The organism is Wolbachia endosymbiont (group A) of Sphaerophoria taeniata (assembly GCF_947250735.1).
Taxonomy (GTDB): Bacteria; Pseudomonadota; Alphaproteobacteria; order Rickettsiales; family Anaplasmataceae; genus Wolbachia.
Genome location: NZ_OX366344.1, coordinates 634,845 through 656,070 on the forward strand (window position 1 = coordinate 634,845; position 21,226 = coordinate 656,070).

Consider the following 21,226-nt stretch of genomic DNA (forward strand, 5'->3'; position numbering starts at 1 on the left):
TATAGTAATTCGTCATCCCGCTACTTGTTAGCGGGATCTATGCTAAGAGATACCGTGAATAAATCACGGTATGACGTTTCGCGGTGGTATAGTAATTCGTCATCCCGCTACTTGTTAGCGGGATCTATGCTAAGAGATACCGCGAATGAATCACGGTATGACGTAGATTGCTGATAAATCGTCATTCCGCTACTTGTTAGCGGATGAGATACCGTGAATAAATCACGGTATGAAGGTTCGCGGCGGTATAGTAATTCGTCATCCCGCTACTTGTTAGCGGGATCTATGCTAAGAGATACCGCGAATAAATCACGGTATGACGTAGATTGCTGATAAATCGTCATTCCGCTACTTGTTAGCGGATGAGATACCGTGAATAAATCACGGTATGACGTGTTTAGCCATAGAAACTAAAAAAGTTCTTTTTTAAAAAACTTAAGTTATACTTATAAGTGTTTGATATCTTATATAGTAATTATGTCGAGTTTAAGCTGCCTTTATGGCGATAATGCAGAATTTGTAGAAGAAATGTATAGCCGTTATCTTCAGGGCGATAAATCAATCAGGGAAGATTGGTATAGAATTTTTTCAAGCAATTTAGAAGTTAATAAAGCAGAGCCCTGCAATGCAACTAAGGTAGATGATTCAGTTTCTAGTTTAGCAAATTTCTTCAGGTCCTATGGTCACTTTTTTGCAGACTTAAACCCATTGTCACCAAGTGAAAATCAAGAAATAGATTACCAAAAATATTCAAATCTATCTCCGGCAAGTGACGCTGAAATCTATAGAGATATTTACTGCAAGAATATCGGTTTTGAATTTATGCATATCTCCTCTTATGAGGAGAGAATATGGCTGCAGGACAAGATCGAAAATCAAACCTATACGCTGAGTTCACAAGATAAAAAGGAAATCCTGAGGCACTTGATCGAATCTGAGATGTTTGAGCAATTTCTCCATATGAAATTTCCTGGATATAAGCGTTTTTCTATCGAAGGTGGAGAGTTAGCTATTGTTGCGATTGAGAGAATTATTAGTGATTCTGCGGCTTTTGGCATTGAAGAAGTAGTTCTTGGCATGGCTCACCGCGGACGACTTAATGTTCTGACCAAAGTTATGGGCAAAGAATATGCGGCAATGCTATCTGAATTTCAAGGCAACCTTGCATACCCAAGTGGTCTTGAGGTGTCTGGTGATGTTAAATATCACCTTGGCTATTCTTCTGATCGAGCACTTACAGGTGGCAAAAAAATACATTTAAGTTTATGCCCTAACCCATCTCACCTTGAAGCGGTGAATCCGGTTTTGGCTGGAAGAATAAGAGCAAAACAGAATATAAGGTCTGTGCTTGGCATATCAATTCATGGTGATGCGGCTTTCATCGGTCAAGGTGTCGTTGCCGAGACCTTGAGCCTAAGCAACATTGAAGGTTATAAAGTGGGTGGTATTGTGCACATTGTTATAAACAATCAAGTTGGTTTTACTGCTAACCCATGCTGCGCACGATCCTCTTTTTATTGCACTGACATAGCAAAATCAATAGAAGCTCCGGTTTTCCATGTGAATGGAGATAACCCGGAAGCTGTGAGTTTTGCTGCAAGTCTGGCGATGGAATATAGGCAGAAATTTAAAAAGGACGTAGTGATTGATATAATATGCTACCGCAAATACGGCCATAATGAAGGCGATGAACCGAATTTCACTCAGCCACTTATGTATAAGCTGATATCAAAACATAAAACTCCTGGAACATTGTATGAAGAAAAATTGACTGCAGAGAAAGTATTAGATGGCGATGAAGTAAATAAATTGCGCAGTGAGTTCAGGGCAAAATTAGATAAAAGTCTTGCTGAATCAGTGACTTACACTCCAAAAAAAGCTGAATGGTTCGGTGGAGTGTGGTCAAAATTAAGAAGAGCAAAGCTGAACGATTTGAGCGAATACTACACGGATTCTGGTGTTCCGCCAGATGAGTTGAAAAAATTGGGTGTGCATATAAATAGCAATATTCCAAGTAGCTTTAACATTAACAATAAGGTTAGAAAAATACTCGATGGAAGAATAGACAGCATAAATTCTGGTAGCAATATAGACTGGGCAACTGCCGAAAGTCTTGCATTTGCGTCACTGCTTACAGAAGGAATAGGAGTGCGTTTATCAGGACAAGATTCTGGTCGTGGGACTTTCTCGCACCGTCATTCAAGGCTTGTTGATCAGGCAACAGAAGAAGCGTTTATTCCGCTAAACAATATAAATGAAAAGCAAGCTCACTTTGAGGTCATAGATAGCGCTTTATCAGAGTATGCTGTAATGGGCTTTGAATATGGATATAGTCTTGATTCTCCGTATTCACTGGTGCTCTGGGAAGGACAATTTGGTGATTTTGCAAATGGTGCACAAATTATGATCGACCAGTTTATCGCATCTGCAGAAACAAAGTGGTTGCGATCAAGCGGTCTAGTTCTATTGTTGCCCCACGGTTATGAAGGGCAAGGACCTGAGCATAGCTCCGCACGTATAGAGAGATTTTTGCAACTCTGCGCAGAGGATAATATGCAGGTAGTTAATTGTTCCACTCCGGCGAATTACTTCCATGTCTTACGCAGACAAATGCATAGAGACTTTCGTAAGCCTTTAGTAGTGTTTACACCTAAATCACTATTGCGTCATAAAAGAGCAGTTTCTAACCTATCTGACTTTGAAGGAAAATTCCTCACGGTAATTCCAGAATGTAGAACAGGTTTAGTTTCAAATAATGAAATACGTAAAGTTGTAATATGCAGTGGTAAAGTTTATTACGATATAATTGAAATGCTTGAAACACAAAAAATAAACGATATAGCAGTGATACGTTTAGAACAATTCTATCCGTTTCCGGCCGATAAATTAAGCAGCGAACTTGAAAAGTACAAGAACGCTGAAATTATATGGTGTCAAGAAGAACCAAAAAATATGGGGGGATGGTTTTTTGTCAACCCATTGATAGACGAGGTGTTATCTGACCTCAATATTCAAGCAAAAAGACCTAAGTGTATCGCAAGACCTGCTGCTGCATCTCCTGCATGTGGTTATGCTAGTGTTCACACTCAGCAACAGGAGGAAATTTTAAAGCAGCTTAATTAAACTTCACCTCTACTAGTGGAATGTTATTCCAGCTATTGCTTCCATAGTCATCAATAGAAGCGTTTAAGTAATCTGTATCAAAGCGCACGGGCACATCAAATTCGAAGCTCGCAGTGATTATCGCATCTTTTACTGGTGGCTTCATAAATGTTATTTCTCCCGTTGAATAATTTACTGAATATTCACTCTCTTCTTTACCATTTAAATAAATCTTTACTGTCCCATGTACTGGCTTTTTGATCATGCGTATATGCTTATCTTCCCCACTTACATAAGTTTTGATTAGCTGAAAAGTCGTTTTTTTGTTATCTCCTATACCAATCTTTTGATTAATGGCTATAAAATCTGACCAATCCTTAAAACGAAACCCTATTGCTTTACCTTTTCGTGCATGAAAAAATGTTATGAGTTCTGTTAGCTGCTCGTTTGATCTGACCCCGTAAGCTATGTTGTATCTAGTGCGTGCATGAGACCAATTGATGTTGCTCTGTTCACAACCGTTATGAGTTGTTACAACGTCAGTGGAAAATTCCGGTCCTCCAGTGGAACCATAAGATATATTTTCTGGAAATCTAATTTCTGTGAATGACATATGTCCTCCTATGAAAGTAAAATTGAGGTGGTGTAGTAAAACAGGAAAGATCTTAAATTTTTAAAGTTGCTTTATTAATAAGACCGTGCATTTTTAATCCTATTTCTTCTAGAAAAGTAAGGGTACTATTTTCTTCTAACTCACTTTTCAGTTCGTTAATGTTCTTATGACTCTACGTTAATTGATATACACAAACACATGCAGCGACTAAAGCAATTCCAGCAAGACATGCAAAAGGAATTGCTTGAGTAATGATAGCAGCTATAGCAGATGCTGTGAATACTATAGCAGCTATCACAGCAACTGTGCCATAAACAGCTTCTTTCTTGTAATTATTAATTAATTTTTTTTGTATTTCTTTTTGTTGTGTTTTTTGTTCTTGCTGATGAGAGGAAGGGATTTCTTTATCTATGTGAATTTGTAAAACCGGCGCACTAGTACTGGTATTAATTATTTCTTGTTGTACTTTTTGCTCTGATTGATTAGAAGGAGGAATTTCTCTATCCGTATAAACAGTCGCACTAGCGCTGGCATTAATTCCTTCTTGTCGTGTTTTTTGCTCTAGTTGATGAGAAAAAGGGATTTCTTTATCCGTATAAACAGTCGCATTAGTGCTGGTATTAATTCTTTCTTGTTGTACTTCTTGCTCTGGTTGATTAGAAGGAGGAACTCTTTTATCTGTACTAAAAATTTCTTCACTAGAAACTTGTTGATCTTCTTTTATATCTTCAGAAATTCCACTAAGGAGTGGTACAAAATGTTGCATGTAATTCACTACTCCTACAGTTTTTTTACTATTATCTATCTCTAATTGATCAAGATTCACATCTTGTATAAAAACTTCTAGATCATCATCATGTGCTGTAATTTTAGTTACTGTAACTTTTTGACTATCTTCCTCTATTGAATAAATATAAAGCTCCACTTCATACTTATCACATATCATTCTCCCTTCAACCCCTGGGCGACCCCATATAGGTGGGCTAGCTTCTGTAGCCATACTTCTAATATCTTTTAAATATCTATCAAAAGATGCAATATTGTCTGGTATAATATTGTTCTGGTTATCTTTCATTACATTTCCGTTTGAACCTATCATAGGTACAGCATATCCTTCAGCAATATTTTTTGTTATTTCATTAAAAACCCATCGTGAGTCCTTTTTGTTTTCAGCATAATCTGCACAATCTTTTCTTAATGATTTTGCGGTAAAACGATAACCAGGTTTTATATTTAACTCATTCAACCCTTGAGCCACGGAGTCAAAAAAGCAATCTCCTGTCTTTATAGCAATTCCTATGTTTAGATTTTTGGGACAAGCATTTTTTAAATTATGCAGTAAATCACTTGATTTTTTCTTTTCTTTGATTTGTCGAAAAAGAGCAATTGGTTCTCTTGTATAATTAGGCTCTTTCATATTGTAACCTCAGAATGGTAGCTATATGTTAAGTTTAACACTTTTTAATGGATTAGTCAACCTTTGCAGGCTAAGGTTATGCTCGACTGTAGGCATCACCTGCTTTTCTTGAGCTACTGCGTATCTTATACGTACTGCTATTTATCAAATTCATAATTAGATTCGTTTACGTTGTCAAGTAAAAAAATAAAATTTTATAGCAAATTAATCGCTGAAGCTAGTTTTTGCTTGCGACTTAATTCATCTACTTTTTTGCGTAATACATTCAAATCAGTTGCTCCTAAAAACAGACTATCCCCAATTATTAAAAAAGGTGTGCCCCCTAATCCCAAATCTCTTACTAGGAGCTTACTGCCATTTATCATTTGCTCAATTTTGTCTGCATTATTTTTCATGGAATTATTAAAGTCGTCTTCATTAATCCCTATGCTTTTCACTATATCCAATATGCTTTCGTCTGAAAATCCTCCTTTGTGACTTAAAGCAGAATAGTGAAAGTCGAAATATTTTTCTTTATCAATAAAGTAAACAGCTAAAGCGCTTTTTGCTGCCCTTAAAGAGTCATTACCAAGTATTGGAGCATCCCTAAAGATATACTTAATTTTACCGTCGTTAATTAACTGTTTTATATCGTCTTTTATAGTCTTGCAATATCCACAAGAATAGTCAAAGAAACCTACAGCTATAACACTACTATTTTCATTTCCGGAGTAAGGATAAGTAAGGTCAAATATTTGATCCTTGTATTGTGAAATTTTACTTTTGGTCACATTATCTCGAGCAGCGTAACTACTTTTAATCGACTCCTCTTTGAGAGTTTTTACGATCTTATCAAAATTTCTACTTATATAATTATCTAATTTCTCACCTATATAATCATCGCTTAGCATTTGGCTGCGATTTGAAAGCCAATTGTTTATTACTGGTAAACTTGCTACTGCCAGTATAAGGATCAATAAAAACGATATTCTAGACATACAATTTATTTAAAAACCTACAACATAAAACTTTAGTACACATTTATCTGTATATTAAAAGAAGCATCTAATATTAATATATGAAAACATTTATATCAAGTGTATTTTATAACCAGTTTTGCCTCAAATGCAAACTTTACGTACAATGGAACTCAAGCACATTACTGAAAAGCTCATCAGAAGACTTGGTGATGCAAATGACCAAACCATCGCCAGAATAGCCAATTATGAGATGCTCTATCTTTTACCGCCGCGTATAACAACTGTAAACATGGCGGTAAAAAAAGTTGATCATCTTATAACCGCCGTGTATAATGCTAACAAATGCGGCGGTAAATTATATGAGCGAACCAATAATTGGTAGAGAAAAGGAGATAGCCATTCTAGAAAGTAAGCTTCTCTTTTCCCCATTTGCTGAGTTTATTGCAGTGTATGGTCGGCGTCGTGTGGGTAAGACGTACCTAATAAAACAATTTTTCAGTAAACATGCCGATGTTTTATTTGAACAAACAGGTCTTAATAATGGTACTATGCAGGAACAACTTGCAATTTTTACACAGTCGTTATCAAATACTTTTTATAAAGGTGCAAAAATGGCTTTGCCTGAAGTGTGGCTGGATGCATTACAACAATTAACACTTGCTATTGATAACACACATGAGAATGAACACATTGTCTTATTTTTTGATGAACTTCCATGGTTAGCTACAAGAAAGTCTCGTTTTCTAGAAACGTTAGAATATTTTTGGAATATACATTGGACAAACCGAAAGAAGCTTATCTTGGTTGTATGTGGTTCAGCAGCTTCTTGGATGTTGGAAAATATAATTTATACCAAAGGGGGGTTGCATAACCGCATTACCGCAAGGATACCTTTGCAGCCTTTTAACTTACGTGAAACTAAAGAGTATCTAAGATATTTAGGAATCAACCTTAATCACCAGCAGATATTACAGATCTATATGGCTATTGGAGGAATACCACATTACCTTAAGGAAGTAAGTAAAGGATTATCAGCAGCACAAAACATTAATATGATCTGTTTTCAGAAGGGTGGTTTGTTATTTGATGAATTTGATATGTTGTTTCACTCCTTGTATGAAGAGCCAGAGACATATCTAAATATCATTCGTGCGATTGCAAAAAAGCCAAAAGGGATAAGCAGAAAAGAACTTATAAAAGCGACTAAAATCACTGAGGGTGGTCGCTTAACTGCTAAATTAAGGAGTTTAGAAGAAGCAGGATTTATTGGTGGTTTTTTACCATTGAACAAGGGAAAGAGAGGAGTATATTACAGGGTAATGGACGAATATGTATTATTTTATCTAACGTGGATTGAGCCGTTTAAGGAAGTAACAAAAAGGGCAATAATAAGTGATGCTCACTATTGGGAGTTAGCAATAAAGAAACCAGCTTGGCAAACATGGACAGGGCAAACATTTGAAGCAGTGTGTTTTAAACATGCCAATGTAATTAGAAAAAAATTAGATATAGAGCATATAGCAGTTATATGTGGAGATTGGCAATATCAACCAGAAAAATACAGTAAAGAGTCTGGTGCTCAAATAGATCTAGTTTTCGATCGAGAAGATGGATGTGTAATGCTCTGTGAGATAAAATATAGTGATAAACCTTATACATTAACAAAGGAATTTGTCGAACAATTAAAAAGAAAAGAAGCAATTTATAGAGAAAAAACGAAATCAAAGAAGCAAATATTCTGGGTGTTAATTGCTGCAAATGGAGTTTCTGAGAACCAATATCTAAAAGATACGATACATCATGTGATTACACTAGAAGACTTGTTTTAAGTTATTTTAAATTTTAATATGTACACCAACTTACGCGACTTCATTAAAGCCTTAGAAGAAAAAAAAGATCTGATTAGGATTAAGGAGGAAGTTTCAACAGTTCTTGAAATGACAGAAATTCACCGTAGGGTTTTGTCAAACAAAGGGCCAGCTATAATTTTTGAGAATGTTGTTAAAGAGAATGGTAAAAGCTCGATCCCTGTTTTGGTGAATTTATTTGGTACTATTAAGAGGATTGCATTGGGGTTGAACATAAACCCTGGTGAACTAAGAGATCTTGGTAAACTTTTAGCATTTTTGCGATCACCTGAGCCACCAAAAAACTTCAAAGATGCCGTGAAAATGTTTCCTTTACTAAAAGTTGTATTGTCGATGCGAAGTAAAGTTGTGAGCAAGGCTCCATGTCAAGAAGTGGTGCTAACTGGGGATGAGGTGGATCTTAGTTTGCTACCTATTCAAACATGCTGGCCAAATGAACCTGCACCACTTATCACCTGGCCAATTGTGGTGACAAAAGGCCCAACGGAAGACAAGCAAGATAATTTCAATCTTGGAATATATCGTATGCAGGTTATAGATAAAAAAACGACTCTAATGCGCTGGCTTGCACATCGTGGTGGTGCAGGTCACCACAAACGATGGAAAGAGAAGGAACAAAATATGAAATTTCCTGCTGCTGCTGTGATCGGTAGTGATCCTGCAACAATTATTGCTGCGGTAACTCCAGTGCCAGAAACATTGTCAGAATACCAATTTGCTGGGTTGCTGCGCAAAAAACCGCTTGAGCTTGTAAATTGTAAGACTATTCCGCTTCAAGTGCCAGCTCATGCAGAGATTGTTCTGGAAGGCTATGTAAGTTTGGATAGATATCAAGATGAAGGGCCATACGGAGATCACACCGGCTACTATAATTCTGTTGAGCAATTTCCAGAATTTAATATTACTGCAATTACTATGCGCAAAAATCCAATTTATCTCAGCACTTTCACTGGCAAGCCACCTGATGAACCATCAATTCTTGGTGAAGCGCTCAACGAAATCTTTGTGCCCATTCTTATCAATCAATTTCCAGAGATAGTGGATTTTTATCTACCACCAGAAGGTTGTTCATATAGAATAGCGGTGATATCGATAAAAAAGTCTTATCCAGGGCAGGCAAAAAGAATTGTTATGGGCATACTTTCCTTTCTAAAGCAATTTTTATACACGAAGTTTATTATCGTTGTTGATGATGATATAAATGTACGTGATTGGAAGGAAGTGATGTGGGCAATATCAACGAGAATGGACCCTGTGCGTGATACAATCATGATAGAAAATACACCTATTGATTATTTAGACTTTGCTTCCCCTGAAAGTGGCCTGGGAGGTAAGATGGGATTTGATGCAACAAATAAAATCCCGCCTGAAACCAAACGAGAATGGGGAGAGAAAATTAAAATGAGTGAGGAAATAGTAAGAAAAGTCACGGAGAAGTGGGAAGAATATGGATTGACAGGTGATTAAATTATGATGTAGCCTATCGCCGTATATCCGGGGGTGGGTTGTTGTGAGGCTTTTTCACTTTTTATTCTTGTTAATGTGTTTTTCTCTGTATTACTATGCGGGTTTTATATTTTCGCCCTGCCCAAAAGCTACGGTTTGCTTTTCACCTGGAGAAGATTGTGCTGTACCGATAATCAGCGTAATAGATCAGTCTAAAAAATCTATCTTAGTTCAAGAATATACATTTACTCTTGGAACAGTTGCAAAATCTTTGATTAATGCTAAAGAACGCGGTGTTGATGTTAAAGTCATCTTAGATAAATCGCAACTCTACTCAAAATATAGTGTTATAAATGAATTATTTTCAGGTGGAGTACCAATTTGGATCGATGATAAGCCAAAGATTGCTCATAATAAGATAATGATTGTTGACAATCAAAAAGTCATCACAGGGTCATTTAACCTTAGTAAGAAAGCTAAAAAAGGAAATGCTGAAAATTTATTAATTATTACAGATTATCCTGAATTGATTCAGCAGTATGTGAAAAACTGGGAGGCACGAATGTCACAATCTTATAAATACGCTCCCAACTAATCGAGAGCGCTTGCTTAAAATCAGTTCTAAAAACAGCAAGAGAGAGCTTTTTTGATTGATTGGCATAATGATTATGATATAATGAACTAAAAGTTTAAGGAATAAAGTAATGAATTATATAAATGATGCTGCCGGTAGCTACACTGCCATTCATGATTTTTTTCAAAACAACGGTGTTGGAGATTACAAAGTTCAATGCAGTTATGGTGGGGTGCCTTATGCTACTGATGAGTACGTGCATTCTGGCAATAAATTTTGGAGTAATAATTTCATAGACTCACATTTTGGCAGGGAAATAAAAATGTATCCTCAAAGTGAACTTTTAGCTAAAGAATATGCTGGAAATACGTTGCCAGTTTCAATATCACTAGATAAGGATTTAATAAAAATGAAGGAATGTCAGAAAAAAACGAAATTTGTGGAACTAGAAAGGGAGTCAGGTGATTTAGTGTATGATAAGCAAAAGCATGTAAAGTGTTACACAACAAAGCTATCATATGATGATGTACATATTTACAATAACGATAAAGTTTCAACATTTAGCATAAAATACGACGTGCCAAATGATCCGAAATACAGTTTAAATATAACATTTACAAAGGTTAATGATAATAAACCAGGATTTTGGCAAAAATTTAAAAACATGTTTTAACGTGACCATTCACTAGACTTCTTTCAAAATTGTTAGAGGGAGTGTAAGATCAAGTATTTGAAAGCATGAAATATAAGGAAATAAAAAAGTTAGAAGGAGAAAAGTTTTGACGTTTAACAGGGGTAAAAAAAGCAACATTTGAGCGAATGGTAGAAAACATGATTTTCGGATGTTTAGAAAATCAAAGGTAGCAGTATTGCCACAAACTAAAATCTTAGCTGATGCCGGCTACAGGGAAATGCAGAAGATACACAAAAATGTTGTATTACCGCACAGGAAAACGAAAAAGAATCCGTTAAGCAAAGAACAAAAAAAAGAGAACAGAACACTTATGATCCAAAGGGCAATAGTTGAAAACGTAATTGAAAAGGTTTAAAATCATTTCCGATAGACATAGAAACCGACGAAAACGTTTTGGTTTAAGATTTAATTTGATTGCTGCTATCCAAAATTTTGAGCTCCTTATATGAATTTTGAAAGAAGTCTATTAATGCCTATTTTGCCTAAACTGAAGCGTCTTTTCCAATTTTTTCTAGCATCAACTCAGCAGCTTTTTGTTCAGCAATCTTTTTACTAGAAGCACATGCAGAAACTTTACCATAATCTTCTATGCAAACTGATATAGTAAATTCAGGATTGTGTGCTGGTCCAGTTTGTTTTACAAGCTCATACTCTGGTAAAGGCAATTTGTTTTTCTGAGTCCACTCTTGCAGTGAGGTTTTAGGATCTTGAGGGGGGTCAAGCATGCTTTTAGCTAGCTTTTCCCAATATTGGGTAATAAATTTTTCAACATTTTCAAGTCCGCCATCAATATAAATTGCACCTATTAGTGCTTCAAGCGAGTTTTCTAAATTTTTTAGATTACATCTCCCTCCATTGCAGCGTTCACTATTATTCATGATGATAAAGCTGCCTAATTTTATTTCTTTAGCAACATTAGCAATGGTGTTGCCACAAACTAAATCCGTCTTTCTTTTTGCCAATGCTCCTTCTTTTTCTTCAGGAAATAGTTTAAACAGTATGGCAGATACGACCATATTCAAAACACTATCGCCCAAAAACTCTAGTCTTTCGTAGCTTACAATCTGGTTTTTGCTATTCCTTTTATTTACGCTTGGGTGAGTTAGTGCCTCTTCTAATATTGCATAATTTGTAAATTTATAATCAATGATCTTAGATATTGCATCATTCAAACTCTTCATACCCATTATTTAAAAGAAAAGCACTTTCTACCACCTTTATACCAGAGAATTAGTCTTATTTTATTAAAATAATACCACCAACTTCCAAAATTAATGTATACAACCCACCACCTCACTAATGTTACTAAATCCATCTCTCCTTATTAGTTCTGCAAGTTCTAGATTAATTTTGTTTACAACTTGAGGTCCGTGGTATATGAGAGCAGTGTACAACTGCACCAAAGAGGCTCCTGCCTTTATTTTTTTATATGCATCAGCACCACTTGAGATTCCTCCGCACCCTATCAATAATATTTTGCCCTTAGTAAATTTGTACATATCGCCCAATAACTCGGTTGAAAGTTTGAACAGTGGTTTGCCACTCAATCCGCCACTTTCGTTGTGGTGGGAATGCAGATTATCTCTACTCACCGTAGTGTTGCTTACTGTTAATCCGTCAATCTTATATTCCAACGCAAGCTCAGCGATATTTTCTTTCGTTTGCTGATCTATATCTGGTGAGATTTTTAATATTATTGCGGAATTATCAATTGATTTCCGGGTTAGAGTTATGGATTTCAACAATTTCGATAATTCTTGCTTATTGTGCAGATTGCGTAAATTAGGCGTGTTTGGAGACGAGATGTTCAGCACTATATAATTGCTTTTTCCATATACCATCTTTATTAAATCAACATAATCACTAATTTGGTCTTTCGATGCACTATTTTTTCCTATATTTATGCCAAAAATGCAGTCATCAAGCTTGGTTTCATCTATTTGTTTAAGAAAATAGTCTATTCCTTTATTGTTAAATCCCAATCTGTTAATTACCCCTTGATCTTTAATTAACCGAAAAATTCTTGGTTTTTTGTTTCCATATTGTGGATTACGAGTTACAGTACCAGTTTCAATAAACCCAAAACCAAATGAAAGCATAGGCCTTATAACTTCTGCATTCTTGTCAAAACCTGCAGCCAGGCCCACGGGGCTTCTGAGCTTATTACCAAAAAAATTCACACTCAAAGATTCTGGTAGCTCTATAGGATTCTTATAAGGTATTTTCTTTAATGCCATGATTGCCAAAGAGTGAGCAACTTCAGGCGGCAGTAAAAACAATAAATTACGTAATATCATTTTGTAAAACACTTTGCTTATTTTTAGTTTATTTTTTACCATGAAACGCTATAAGAGTATAACCATAACTTGAAAAGAAATTAGACTTCTTGCATAACCATATAACGAACTTTTATTGGAAATAGAAACAAAAAACTTACTTGACAAGCTTCGCCAGCCCCCTTATTATGACAATAAGGGTATTTATGACTCAAAACTTGTTTTTGACCTGCAGGCTCAATGACAAAATTCAGTAAAAAACTCAGGGTATTTTTTGGCGGATTACATAAAATTATAGCGGCTGCATGTCTTTTTTATTTTTTCTACATTCAGCCAAATCGCGCTTAAACTAAGCGTCAGCACATTATTACAGCGCCAATTACAGTAATATAGAGTCAAAACTCGCACTACGGGATTTCTTTGCCTTTTTTTTTATTTGGTAAATTTCTTAATGTTTGTAGCTAAAGCAATTTAAGAGACTGAAAATGGTCTCATTCCAGCGCGTGACGCTGGAATCTAGTCTTTATTATGCAGCCACTTATTTAAAGTTAAGTTTTCTGGATCCAAGTAGTCAGGGCACTGGGATGACACCTTTTTTCTACTTAGTTTGGGTTATGCAAGAAGTCTATTGATTTTACTTATGAATAAATAATGGATAAGCTTTCTCTATAGGTTACACACTTAAAGCTACTGTTGAATTGAGCAACTTTTACAAGATATAGAAAATGAAAGAGGCCGGGACCGGAATTGAACCGGTATAAAAGGATTTGCAGTCCTCCGCATAAGCCATTCTGCCACCCAGCCATTTTTTATGTGTAGATATCCATTATATCTTTTAGCATAGATAAAGCTTCCTCCCTTTTGCGTTGAAAAGTGTTACGTCCAATGATTGAACCATTACCACCACCCTGCTTAATTTCTTTCGCTTCATTGCATATGTCATTCACTGATTTCGATTCGCCACCAGAAAAAACTACTATTCTTTTCCCTGCAAAACAAGATCTTTTAACATATTCAATTCTTTTAGATAATGATTCAATATTTTCTGTTTCTATTTTCTCCCTTTCCAAATATTTAGTTGGAAGTTTTACTTTGATTATATTAGCGCCAAGTAAAGCTGCTATGTGCGCAGCATAGGCAATAACATCAACTGCTGTTTCACCTTCTTTGGAAATTCCTTCACCACGTGGATAAGACCATAGCACTACTGCAAGCCCATAAGATTTGGCTTCAGCTACGATTTCACGGGTTTCTTCCATCATATCAAAACACTTAGCAGAACCAGGATATATAGTAAATCCAACAGCCAAGCAGCCCAAACGCAGTGCATCTTTCACAGAAGAGGTTATTGCTTGATCAGAAGTCAGATTTTTTGAATGTAAGGAGTTGGAACTATTAAGTTTCAAAATAAGTGGGAGCATTCCAGCATAAGTTGAAGCACCAGCTTCAATCATACCAAGTGGAGCAGCATATGCACTTACTCCCGAATCAACTGCAAGCTGAAAATGATAATGTGGGTCATAAGCATCAGGGTTAACTTCAAAGCTTTTTATTGGCCCGTGCTCAAATCCTTGATCTACGGGCAGAATCACTAACTTGCCAGTACCGCCAAGCTTTCCATGCATGAGAATACGAGTAAGATTTGCTTTTACCCCGGGGTTTTCACTTTCGTAGTAGCTTAGGACTTGTTTTACTTTATCACTTATCACTATAATTCAAATTAAATTTAAGTTATAAATTGTAACAAAGATGAAGTTCAATACAAGGATTTTAAACTATATTAAAAGCAATTTTATTTTCTACTTTATTCATATAGATTCTTAATTTCTTTCCTTTTATTAATTTACGATTCAGTATTTCTTCCGCTAAGTAACTTTTTATCTCTTTTTCAATAAGTCTCTCTATCGGACGTGCTCCCATTTCCTTACTATAACCCATTTGTACAAGATAAGATTTCACTTCATCCTCTACCAAGCAGTTTATGCCTTTTTGCGTCAGTTGCTTTTTCAGTTCTAGGACAAATTTATCCACAATATGCAAAATCACATCCGTACTTAAGTCAGAAAAAGAAATAATCGCATCAAGACGATTACGAAATTCAGGGCTAAAAACCTGTTCTATTGCTTTTTCGCTATCACCAATGTTAAAATTTTTATGCCCAAAGCCAACAAAACTTTTGCTGCGTTCAACTGCTCCTGCATTAGTTGTCATAATTAAAATTATATTGGAAAAGTTAACTTTACGTCCGTAAGTGTCTGTAACACAACCATAATCCATAATTTGTAGCAATATATTATAGATATCGCTATGGGCCTTTTCAATTTCATCAAGCAGCACAACACTATATTGATTGTTAGATACAGACTCTGTGAGTAATCCACCCTGATCATAACCTACATATCCAGGAGGAGAACCAATCATCCTTGATATCGTATGAGATTCAATATATTCGGACATATCAAAGCGTATAAGATTCATGCCCATGCTTTCTGCTAATTGTTTTGCTAGCTCGGTTTTACCAACACCGGTTGGCCCTGCAAAAAGATAATTTGCTAAAGGCTTATTGTAATTTCTCAACCCAGATTTAGCAATTTTAATAGAATTAACAAGAGATTCTATTGCCTGCTCTTGGCCAAAAATCACCTTTTCTAGATTAGCTTTTAAAGACTTTACTTTCTGCAAATCATCAGATTCAGATCCGCAAGGCACATTTGTAATTCTAGTAATGGTATTCTTAATATCTCTACTATTTACAATTTTACCCCTGTTTCTTAGCAATTTACAATATGCCCCTGCCTCATCAATAACATCAACCGCTTTATCAGGTAATATTCGCCCAGTAATATACTTATGCGAAAGTTCAGCCGCAGACCTAATGGCATTCTTTGTATAATATACTCCATGATACCCTTCATAGTAGTGCTTTATGCCATCTAGTATCTTTATCGTTTCATTAACAGAAGATTCTTTAACATTAATTTTTTGAAACCTTCTTGCTAGTGCTTTATCTTTTTCAAAACTAGTGCTGTACTCTCTATATGTAGTTGCACCTATACAACGTAGTGTACCTCTTGCAAGCGCAGGTTTGAGTAGGTTACCTGCATCAAGAAAGCTACCACTTGTAGAACCTGCTCCAATGATAGTGTGTATTTCGTCAATAAAAAGGATAGCACCTGGTTTTACCTCAATCGCTTTTATTATAGATTTTATTCTCTCTTCAAAATCACCTCTGTAGCGTGTCCCTGCAAGGAGTGATCCTAAATCCAAAGCATAAATTATACTGGACCTGAGCGCACTCGGAACACTGCCTTCAATGATCTTGAGTACCAAACCCTCAACTATTGTTGTTTTGCCAACACCTGGGTCTCCAACATATAAAGGGTTGTTTTTTCTACGCCTCAATAATATTTCTATAGTGCGATTTAATTCATAATCACGACCAATAACATAATCTATTTTTTTGCTTCTCGCATAGTCATTTAAATTTTTACAATAACTTTGTAGAATTTCCTCATCTTTTAGTAGCTCACCTTTATTTACTGTAGTAGGAGCGTCATTATTTTTATCAAGTTTTACTTTATGATTGGTGGTGTATTCATCTATATCGCTCAAGTATTTCATATTAGATATATGGTAAATCAAATTGGAATCTTTCACACTTTGTTTCTGCAATAGATCTTCAACGTATAAATCTTGCCCAGACAAAATTTCTACTAGAACACTTGCTCCATTTATTTCTTTTTTTCCCAAGCTATGAGCCCGTATTATTGCTCTGTGTATTATGCATTGAAACATTGAGCTAGGTTTAACTCCACTGATAATCAATTCAGAACTGCTTTGTAAAAACCCTTTTATATTATTATTATAATCATTAGCCTTAATATTGCATCTTGATAGAATGTTATCCATATTGATGATTTCATCGGCTCTGATATTACATCTTGATAAAACGTAATTTACATCCACGTCTTTAGTTAACGCCAGCAATAAATGTTCTACTTTCGCATATTTTAGATTAAAATTAGAAGCAATGAGTAGCGCTCTATTCAAACTTGCCTCTAAGTTTTTGGAAATCATCTCCTATTCTCTTTAAAAGTGGGAACTCATATATAATGAATAGCACACAATTATTAAAAAAATTGAAATCCAGCAGTTCGCTGTAGCCAATTTGAATCCCCACTCTGGATCTACGTCATAGCACCGCGATATCTCAACATAGATTCCGCTAATGAGTAGCGGAATGACGAGTTTTACGCTTATCAAGTTGTAGGTAAATCCTATTTAATATGCTTTTTCTAGTACTCTGCTTTTCTTCTTAAATGCATTGATCTTTTTTCTACCGTATTTAGTCTTTAACGTACTTGGCCTTTTAAAGACCTTTTTGCTATTACGTTTTTTAAATTGCACACTACAATCAAAATTTGGCTCTCCTTCTTTGTCTGCCAATGCAGGCAGTCTTCTCTTATCTTGAGGTGTAACAAAAGATAGCGCATGCCCTTCAGCTCCAGCACGTGCAGTTCTGCCTATACGATGAATATAGTCAGCTTGCGATTGTGGTGCATCATAATTGATAACATGTTGAATGTGGGGAATATCAAGGCCGCGAGAAGCAACATCTGTTGCAACCATGATTTGATTGCGGCCACGACGAAAAGAATTAATGACCCTTTCGCGCTTGTGCTGCCTTAAATCACCATGAATTGCTAAAGCGCTATAGTCATCTTTGTGCAATCTGCTAGCTAGCTGATCCGCTCCTTGCTTTGTTTTGACAAAGATAATGATTGATCCTTCGCGCTGACATAGTTGTGTAACAAGCTTTTCATATTTTTCTGATTCTGATGCATAAACAATCTCTTGCTTAATTTTTACAGAAGTTGTAATCTCACAATCAACAGAAATACGTTCTGGTCGATTAAGGTACTTCTCAGTAAGTTTAACTATATCACTAGGAAGAGTTGCAGAAAACATAAGAGTCTGCCGTATTTTTGGCAGATATTTCATGATCCCTTCAATTTGAATTCCAAAGCCCATATCAAACATACGATCCGTTTCATCAAGCACAAGAACGCTAACATTGCGAGTAATCAAAGTTTTACGCTCAATATGGTCTATAATACGACCAGGAGTACCTATTACAATTTGTGGTTTTTTCTGAAGCTGATTTAGCTGCCTAAAAATAGGCTCACCACCAATCAATAAAGCGACCCTTAGTGCAGAATTTTGAAATAAGAGTTTTCTTATCTCATTTGTTACCTGATGCGCAAGCTCCCTGGTTGGCACGATGACTAAAGCTGAACCAGTGTTAGGCTCATTCAGCAACTTAGCAACCAACGGAATAGCAAATGCCAAAGTTTTTCCAGTTCCCGTTTGAGCAGACCCAAGAATATCTTTACCTTGTAGCGCTAAGGGAATCGCTTGTATTTGAATCGGAGTTGGGACGAAAAGATTATTTTTATCTAGAGCTTGTGTAAGCGAAGCTGGGAGACCCATCTCATAAAAATTATTCACAATACGTTAACCCTATTAAAAGACTTCATAATAGATTAATCTTCCAATCTTAAATTTATTGCAGATTTTTTATCTTCTCCGTTTCTACCACGCTCCTCTTTAACCTCATAACTCACCCTTTCTCCTTTTATCCCCTTCTCTTTATTCTCTCCTTTAAGTGTCTCAGGCCTTATTCCTGAACGTTCCAACGTGCTAATATGTACAAAAACGTCACCCCCTTTACCTTCTGGCTTGATGAAACCATAGCCTTTTTCGGCATTAAACCATTTTACATTACCAAATTCCATTTAAACAACTCCTAAATTATTAATTAACATTACTAATGTGATGAAAAACTTTGAAATTACGATTGAGAATGCTTTAAGCTTAGCTATTGAAACTAAACCTTTATACTCCATAGTCTATTCTTAACATTACATGACAATAATACACAATTGTTGTACTTAATGCAAATAAATTTTTTAATCGTTAAGCGAACCTGCAACCGTCATTTCGCTAACTTTAATCGTTGGTGAATTAAATTGCCCACAAAAAGTTAGATCATCTGCAACGACTAAATTGCTAAACATATCCTTTAAATTGCTAGCAATGGTAATCTCATGTATTGGATACGTTATTTTTCCATTTTCTATAAAAAATCCGGAAGCGCCTTGGCTGTAATCGCCATTGATTAAATTAACACCAAAACCAAATAAATCAGTTACATATATTCCCTCTTTCACTTCCTGAATTAATTCTTCAAACGATACATTACCATTCTCAATGTAGAGGTTACTAGCTGCAGGAATAACTGCAGCATTACTTGCACGAGTTGCACTTCCGGTTGTTTCTGAGTATAATTTTCTAGCCGAGTATAAGTCTAAAATCCAATTTTGTAATATTCCGTTTTTTACAAATATATTTTTCTTGCTAGTTATCCCTTCTCCATCAAATGGTCTCGATGCTATGCCTCTTGGCAACAATGGATCATCGATAATATTAATTCTATCGTTGAAAATCTGAGCGTTTAAACTACCCCTCAAGAAAGAACTGTTGCTTATAATACTGCTCCCATTTATAGCAGAAGCAAAACTTTTTACTAGCCCTTTTGCTGCTCTTTTTTCAAAAATAACTGGAAATTTACCAGTTTTAATTGTACGTGAATTCAATTGATCAACTGCTCTTTTTGCTGCTTCTTTTCCCATTAACTCTGGCAACTTTAAATCACTAAAATTACATGCTATATCATAATCGTAACCAACCTTCATTTCACTTTCTCTTCCAGCAACAACAGAGACCTGATTAGCAAAGGTTGATTTACTAAACGAGCCAATAAAACCAGAAACAGTCGATAATACTGTATTCACTAAAGCGTATGAAGAAGAGGCTCCTTCAGAATTAGTGATACTCTTATGTGCAAGGGCTGAATTTTCTGCAGCTTCAGCAATTTCTTTTAGGTTATCAACGGTTACAACATTATTATCTGAGATACTTAAATCTGCAGAAGAGATATAATTACTACCATTTACAGCAAAATTAATGCAAGGATCTTCTGGCGCATTCTTTGCCATTTCTACCACTTGGCTTACCGTATCACTAAGATTATTCAAATCGTTTGTAGAAATATACGCAGCTTTGTTTTTACCTGCTATAGCTCTGATTCCTACAGTGCAATTTTTAGATTGTGATATTTGCTCAATTTTTGATAGACGCTGAGAAACTGAAGTCTTATTAGTTTCATATATTGTAACTTCCGCATCTTGATTCTGCTTTTTTATTAATTTAGTGATATCTGCTGCAATATTTAATATATTCATTTTCTATTCCTTAGATTTTTATAAAGACTCTGCACCACCTATAACTTCAATTAAATCAGTTGTAATTGCTGCTTGACGAGAACGATTATAAAGCAATGCTAGTTTGTTCAGCATCTCTTTAGTGTTTCTGTTTGCTGATTCCATAGCAACCATCCTAGAACTATTCTCACTTGTTGCACTTTCAAGCAAAGCAGAGTAAAGAGCAATTACAACGTAATCTTGAACCAAAGATTTTAAAATAAATTCAATATTTTGTGGTTCATACTCATAGCCGTAATCTGTTGTTGGACCAGCCAGAGAGTTGTCAATCAAGGATGAGCCTTCACTCCATGGTTTTATTGTTTCCAACATTGGTTTTTGCGTGAAGGTATTATAGAATTTACTATAAAAAACTTTAACTTTATCGTATTTACTTAAATCTATACCATCAACCAAAGCTTCTACGTGCTTTAACGTGATCCCCTTACTATTTTCAATTTTTAAGATACTTTTAGAGTCAAACCTATTTTTACCTACATCAAAAGCTTTTTTACCAAGAAATACAATATCTACTTTTTTGCCATTTGCGATTGACTTATTTACACGCTCTTGACTAAATTTGACAATAGAAGAGTTAAAGTTGCCGCACAAGCCACGATCAGACGCAACAATGAATACTAGGTAAGAACCGTCATTACTGATATTTAGAATTTTTGCCAGTAGTTTTTGATCAACTGATAGCATTAATGAAGAAATAATGCTATGCAGCTTAGATATATATAATTTTGAATTTGATAATTTCTTTTGGCTTTGTAATAACTTTGCTGCAGAAACCATTTGCATTATTTTCGTGGTTTTCTGTACAGACCTAATATTCTTAATTCTTAAGGATAATTCCTTTAAGCTCTTCATTTTGTATACAACCCTGATTTATTAAAATATATAATTGTTAGTGTCTAAAAGCAAGTTTTTTTGACATTAGAACCAAGTCTAA

The 21,226-nt window shown here is 35.5% G+C and carries 17 protein-coding genes, 1 tRNA gene and 1 pseudogene; 7 read left to right on the forward strand and 12 right to left on the reverse strand.

What is annotated here, in order from left to right; translation table 11 throughout:
• Positions 1 to 477: 477 nt before the first annotated feature.
• The gene (locus OOK84_RS03210) at positions 478 to 3,123 is read left to right on the forward strand and encodes a 2-oxoglutarate dehydrogenase E1 component (protein ID WP_264732487.1); all 2,646 of its coding nucleotides are present in this window, start codon (positions 478 to 480) and stop codon (positions 3,121 to 3,123) included.
• Here OOK84_RS03210 and OOK84_RS03215 read toward each other — a convergent pair.
• The 3 genes from OOK84_RS03215 to OOK84_RS03225 form a co-directional block, all read right to left on the reverse strand.
• Entirely contained in the window at positions 3,116 to 3,715 is a 600-nt protein-coding gene (locus OOK84_RS03215; protein WP_264732489.1) for a TIGR02217 family protein, read from the reverse strand. The genes OOK84_RS03210 and OOK84_RS03215 overlap by 8 nt on opposite strands.
• Positions 3,716 to 3,887: 172 nt before the next feature.
• Positions 3,888 to 5,132 carry an OTU domain-containing protein gene (locus tag OOK84_RS03220; protein WP_264732491.1) on the reverse strand — a complete coding sequence of 415 codons (1,245 nt, stop codon included), beginning with the start codon at positions 5,130 to 5,132 and terminating at the stop codon, positions 3,888 to 3,890.
• Positions 5,133 to 5,326: 194 nt separating this feature from the next.
• Positions 5,327 to 6,109, reverse strand: a complete 783-nt coding sequence (locus tag OOK84_RS03225) for a DsbA family protein (protein WP_264732493.1) — start codon at positions 6,107 to 6,109, stop codon at positions 5,327 to 5,329.
• Between the two features lie 127 nt (positions 6,110 to 6,236).
• On the opposite strand from OOK84_RS03225, the gene OOK84_RS03230 reads away from it, so the two are divergent.
• The 6 genes and pseudogenes from OOK84_RS03230 to OOK84_RS06690 all read left to right on the forward strand — a co-directional run.
• Complete coding sequence (locus OOK84_RS03230; RefSeq protein ID WP_264732495.1) at positions 6,237 to 6,473, forward strand: hypothetical protein; 237 nt, start codon at positions 6,237 to 6,239, stop codon at positions 6,471 to 6,473.
• On the forward strand, positions 6,451 to 7,920 hold the full coding sequence (locus OOK84_RS03235; protein ID WP_264732497.1) for an AAA family ATPase: 1,470 nt from the start codon (positions 6,451 to 6,453) through the stop codon (positions 7,918 to 7,920). Before OOK84_RS03230 ends, OOK84_RS03235 begins: the two co-directional genes overlap by 23 nt.
• Positions 7,921 to 7,938: 18 nt before the next feature.
• Entirely contained in the window at positions 7,939 to 9,426 is a 1,488-nt protein-coding gene (locus tag OOK84_RS03240; protein WP_264732499.1) for a UbiD family decarboxylase, read from the forward strand.
• A gap of 43 nt (positions 9,427 to 9,469) precedes the next feature.
• Positions 9,470 to 10,000, forward strand: coding sequence for a phospholipase D family nuclease (locus OOK84_RS03245; protein WP_264732501.1), 531 nt, complete (start codon positions 9,470 to 9,472; stop codon positions 9,998 to 10,000).
• Between the two features lie 109 nt (positions 10,001 to 10,109).
• The gene (locus OOK84_RS03250; RefSeq protein ID WP_264732503.1) at positions 10,110 to 10,652 is read left to right on the forward strand and encodes a hypothetical protein; all 543 of its coding nucleotides are present in this window, start codon (positions 10,110 to 10,112) and stop codon (positions 10,650 to 10,652) included.
• Between the two features lie 142 nt (positions 10,653 to 10,794).
• Positions 10,795 to 11,122 (forward strand): annotated as a pseudogene (locus OOK84_RS06690) (transposase family protein); the annotation flags it as partial.
• A gap of 33 nt (positions 11,123 to 11,155) precedes the next feature.
• On the opposite strand, the gene rnc reads toward OOK84_RS06690, so the two are convergent.
• From rnc to atpG, 9 genes are all read right to left on the reverse strand, one after another.
• The gene (rnc, locus tag OOK84_RS03260; RefSeq protein WP_253309845.1) at positions 11,156 to 11,854 is read right to left on the reverse strand and encodes a ribonuclease III; all 699 of its coding nucleotides are present in this window, start codon (positions 11,852 to 11,854) and stop codon (positions 11,156 to 11,158) included.
• 90 nt (positions 11,855 to 11,944) lie between these two features.
• Complete coding sequence (locus OOK84_RS03265) at positions 11,945 to 13,012, reverse strand: quinone-dependent dihydroorotate dehydrogenase (protein ID WP_264732507.1); 1,068 nt, start codon at positions 13,010 to 13,012, stop codon at positions 11,945 to 11,947.
• A 669-nt stretch (positions 13,013 to 13,681) separates the two neighbouring features.
• Positions 13,682 to 13,753, reverse strand: a tRNA-Cys gene (locus OOK84_RS03270).
• A 5-nt stretch (positions 13,754 to 13,758) separates the two neighbouring features.
• Positions 13,759 to 14,655, reverse strand: coding sequence for a class I fructose-bisphosphate aldolase (locus tag OOK84_RS03275; protein ID WP_264732559.1), 897 nt, complete (start codon positions 14,653 to 14,655; stop codon positions 13,759 to 13,761).
• A gap of 64 nt (positions 14,656 to 14,719) precedes the next feature.
• Positions 14,720 to 17,026 carry an AAA family ATPase gene (locus tag OOK84_RS03280; protein WP_264732509.1) on the reverse strand — a complete coding sequence of 769 codons (2,307 nt, stop codon included), beginning with the start codon at positions 17,024 to 17,026 and terminating at the stop codon, positions 14,720 to 14,722.
• A gap of 204 nt (positions 17,027 to 17,230) precedes the next feature.
• Positions 17,231 to 18,457 (reverse strand): DEAD/DEAH box helicase, encoded by a 1,227-nt coding sequence (locus OOK84_RS03285; RefSeq protein WP_264732511.1) that lies wholly within the window; start codon positions 18,455 to 18,457, stop codon positions 17,231 to 17,233.
• Positions 18,458 to 18,492: 35 nt separating this feature from the next.
• The gene (locus OOK84_RS03290; RefSeq protein ID WP_064124857.1) at positions 18,493 to 18,744 is read right to left on the reverse strand and encodes a cold-shock protein; all 252 of its coding nucleotides are present in this window, start codon (positions 18,742 to 18,744) and stop codon (positions 18,493 to 18,495) included.
• 174 nt (positions 18,745 to 18,918) lie between these two features.
• Entirely contained in the window at positions 18,919 to 20,253 is a 1,335-nt protein-coding gene (locus tag OOK84_RS03295) for a TldD/PmbA family protein (protein ID WP_264732513.1), read from the reverse strand.
• 18 nt (positions 20,254 to 20,271) lie between these two features.
• Complete coding sequence (gene atpG / locus OOK84_RS03300) at positions 20,272 to 21,144, reverse strand: ATP synthase F1 subunit gamma (protein WP_264732515.1); 873 nt, start codon at positions 21,142 to 21,144, stop codon at positions 20,272 to 20,274.
• Positions 21,145 to 21,226: the final 82 nt, after the last annotated feature.

Coding starts and splice junctions, on each gene's coding strand:
- OOK84_RS03290 (WP_064124857.1), bottom strand. CDS start 18,744: ATGGAATTTGGTAATGTAAAATGGTTTAATGCCGAAAAAGGCTATGGT.
- atpG (WP_264732515.1), bottom strand. CDS start 21,144: ATGAAGAGCTTAAAGGAATTATCCTTAAGAATTAAGAATATTAGGTCT.
- OOK84_RS03230 (WP_264732495.1), top strand. CDS start 6,237: ATGCAAACTTTACGTACAATGGAACTCAAGCACATTACTGAAAAGCTC.
- OOK84_RS03215 (WP_264732489.1), bottom strand. CDS start 3,715: ATGTCATTCACAGAAATTAGATTTCCAGAAAATATATCTTATGGTTCC.
- OOK84_RS03210 (WP_264732487.1), top strand. CDS start 478: ATGTCGAGTTTAAGCTGCCTTTATGGCGATAATGCAGAATTTGTAGAA.
- OOK84_RS03280 (WP_264732509.1), bottom strand. CDS start 17,026: ATGATTTCCAAAAACTTAGAGGCAAGTTTGAATAGAGCGCTACTCATT.
- OOK84_RS03220 (WP_264732491.1), bottom strand. CDS start 5,132: ATGAAAGAGCCTAATTATACAAGAGAACCAATTGCTCTTTTTCGACAA.
- OOK84_RS03240 (WP_264732499.1), top strand. CDS start 7,939: ATGTACACCAACTTACGCGACTTCATTAAAGCCTTAGAAGAAAAAAAA.
- OOK84_RS03235 (WP_264732497.1), top strand. CDS start 6,451: ATGAGCGAACCAATAATTGGTAGAGAAAAGGAGATAGCCATTCTAGAA.
- OOK84_RS03225 (WP_264732493.1), bottom strand. CDS start 6,109: ATGTCTAGAATATCGTTTTTATTGATCCTTATACTGGCAGTAGCAAGT.
- OOK84_RS03265 (WP_264732507.1), bottom strand. CDS start 13,012: ATGGTAAAAAATAAACTAAAAATAAGCAAAGTGTTTTACAAAATGATA.
- OOK84_RS03295 (WP_264732513.1), bottom strand. CDS start 20,253: ATGAATATATTAAATATTGCAGCAGATATCACTAAATTAATAAAAAAG.
- rnc (WP_253309845.1), bottom strand. CDS start 11,854: ATGAAGAGTTTGAATGATGCAATATCTAAGATCATTGATTATAAATTT.
- OOK84_RS03250 (WP_264732503.1), top strand. CDS start 10,110: ATGAATTATATAAATGATGCTGCCGGTAGCTACACTGCCATTCATGAT.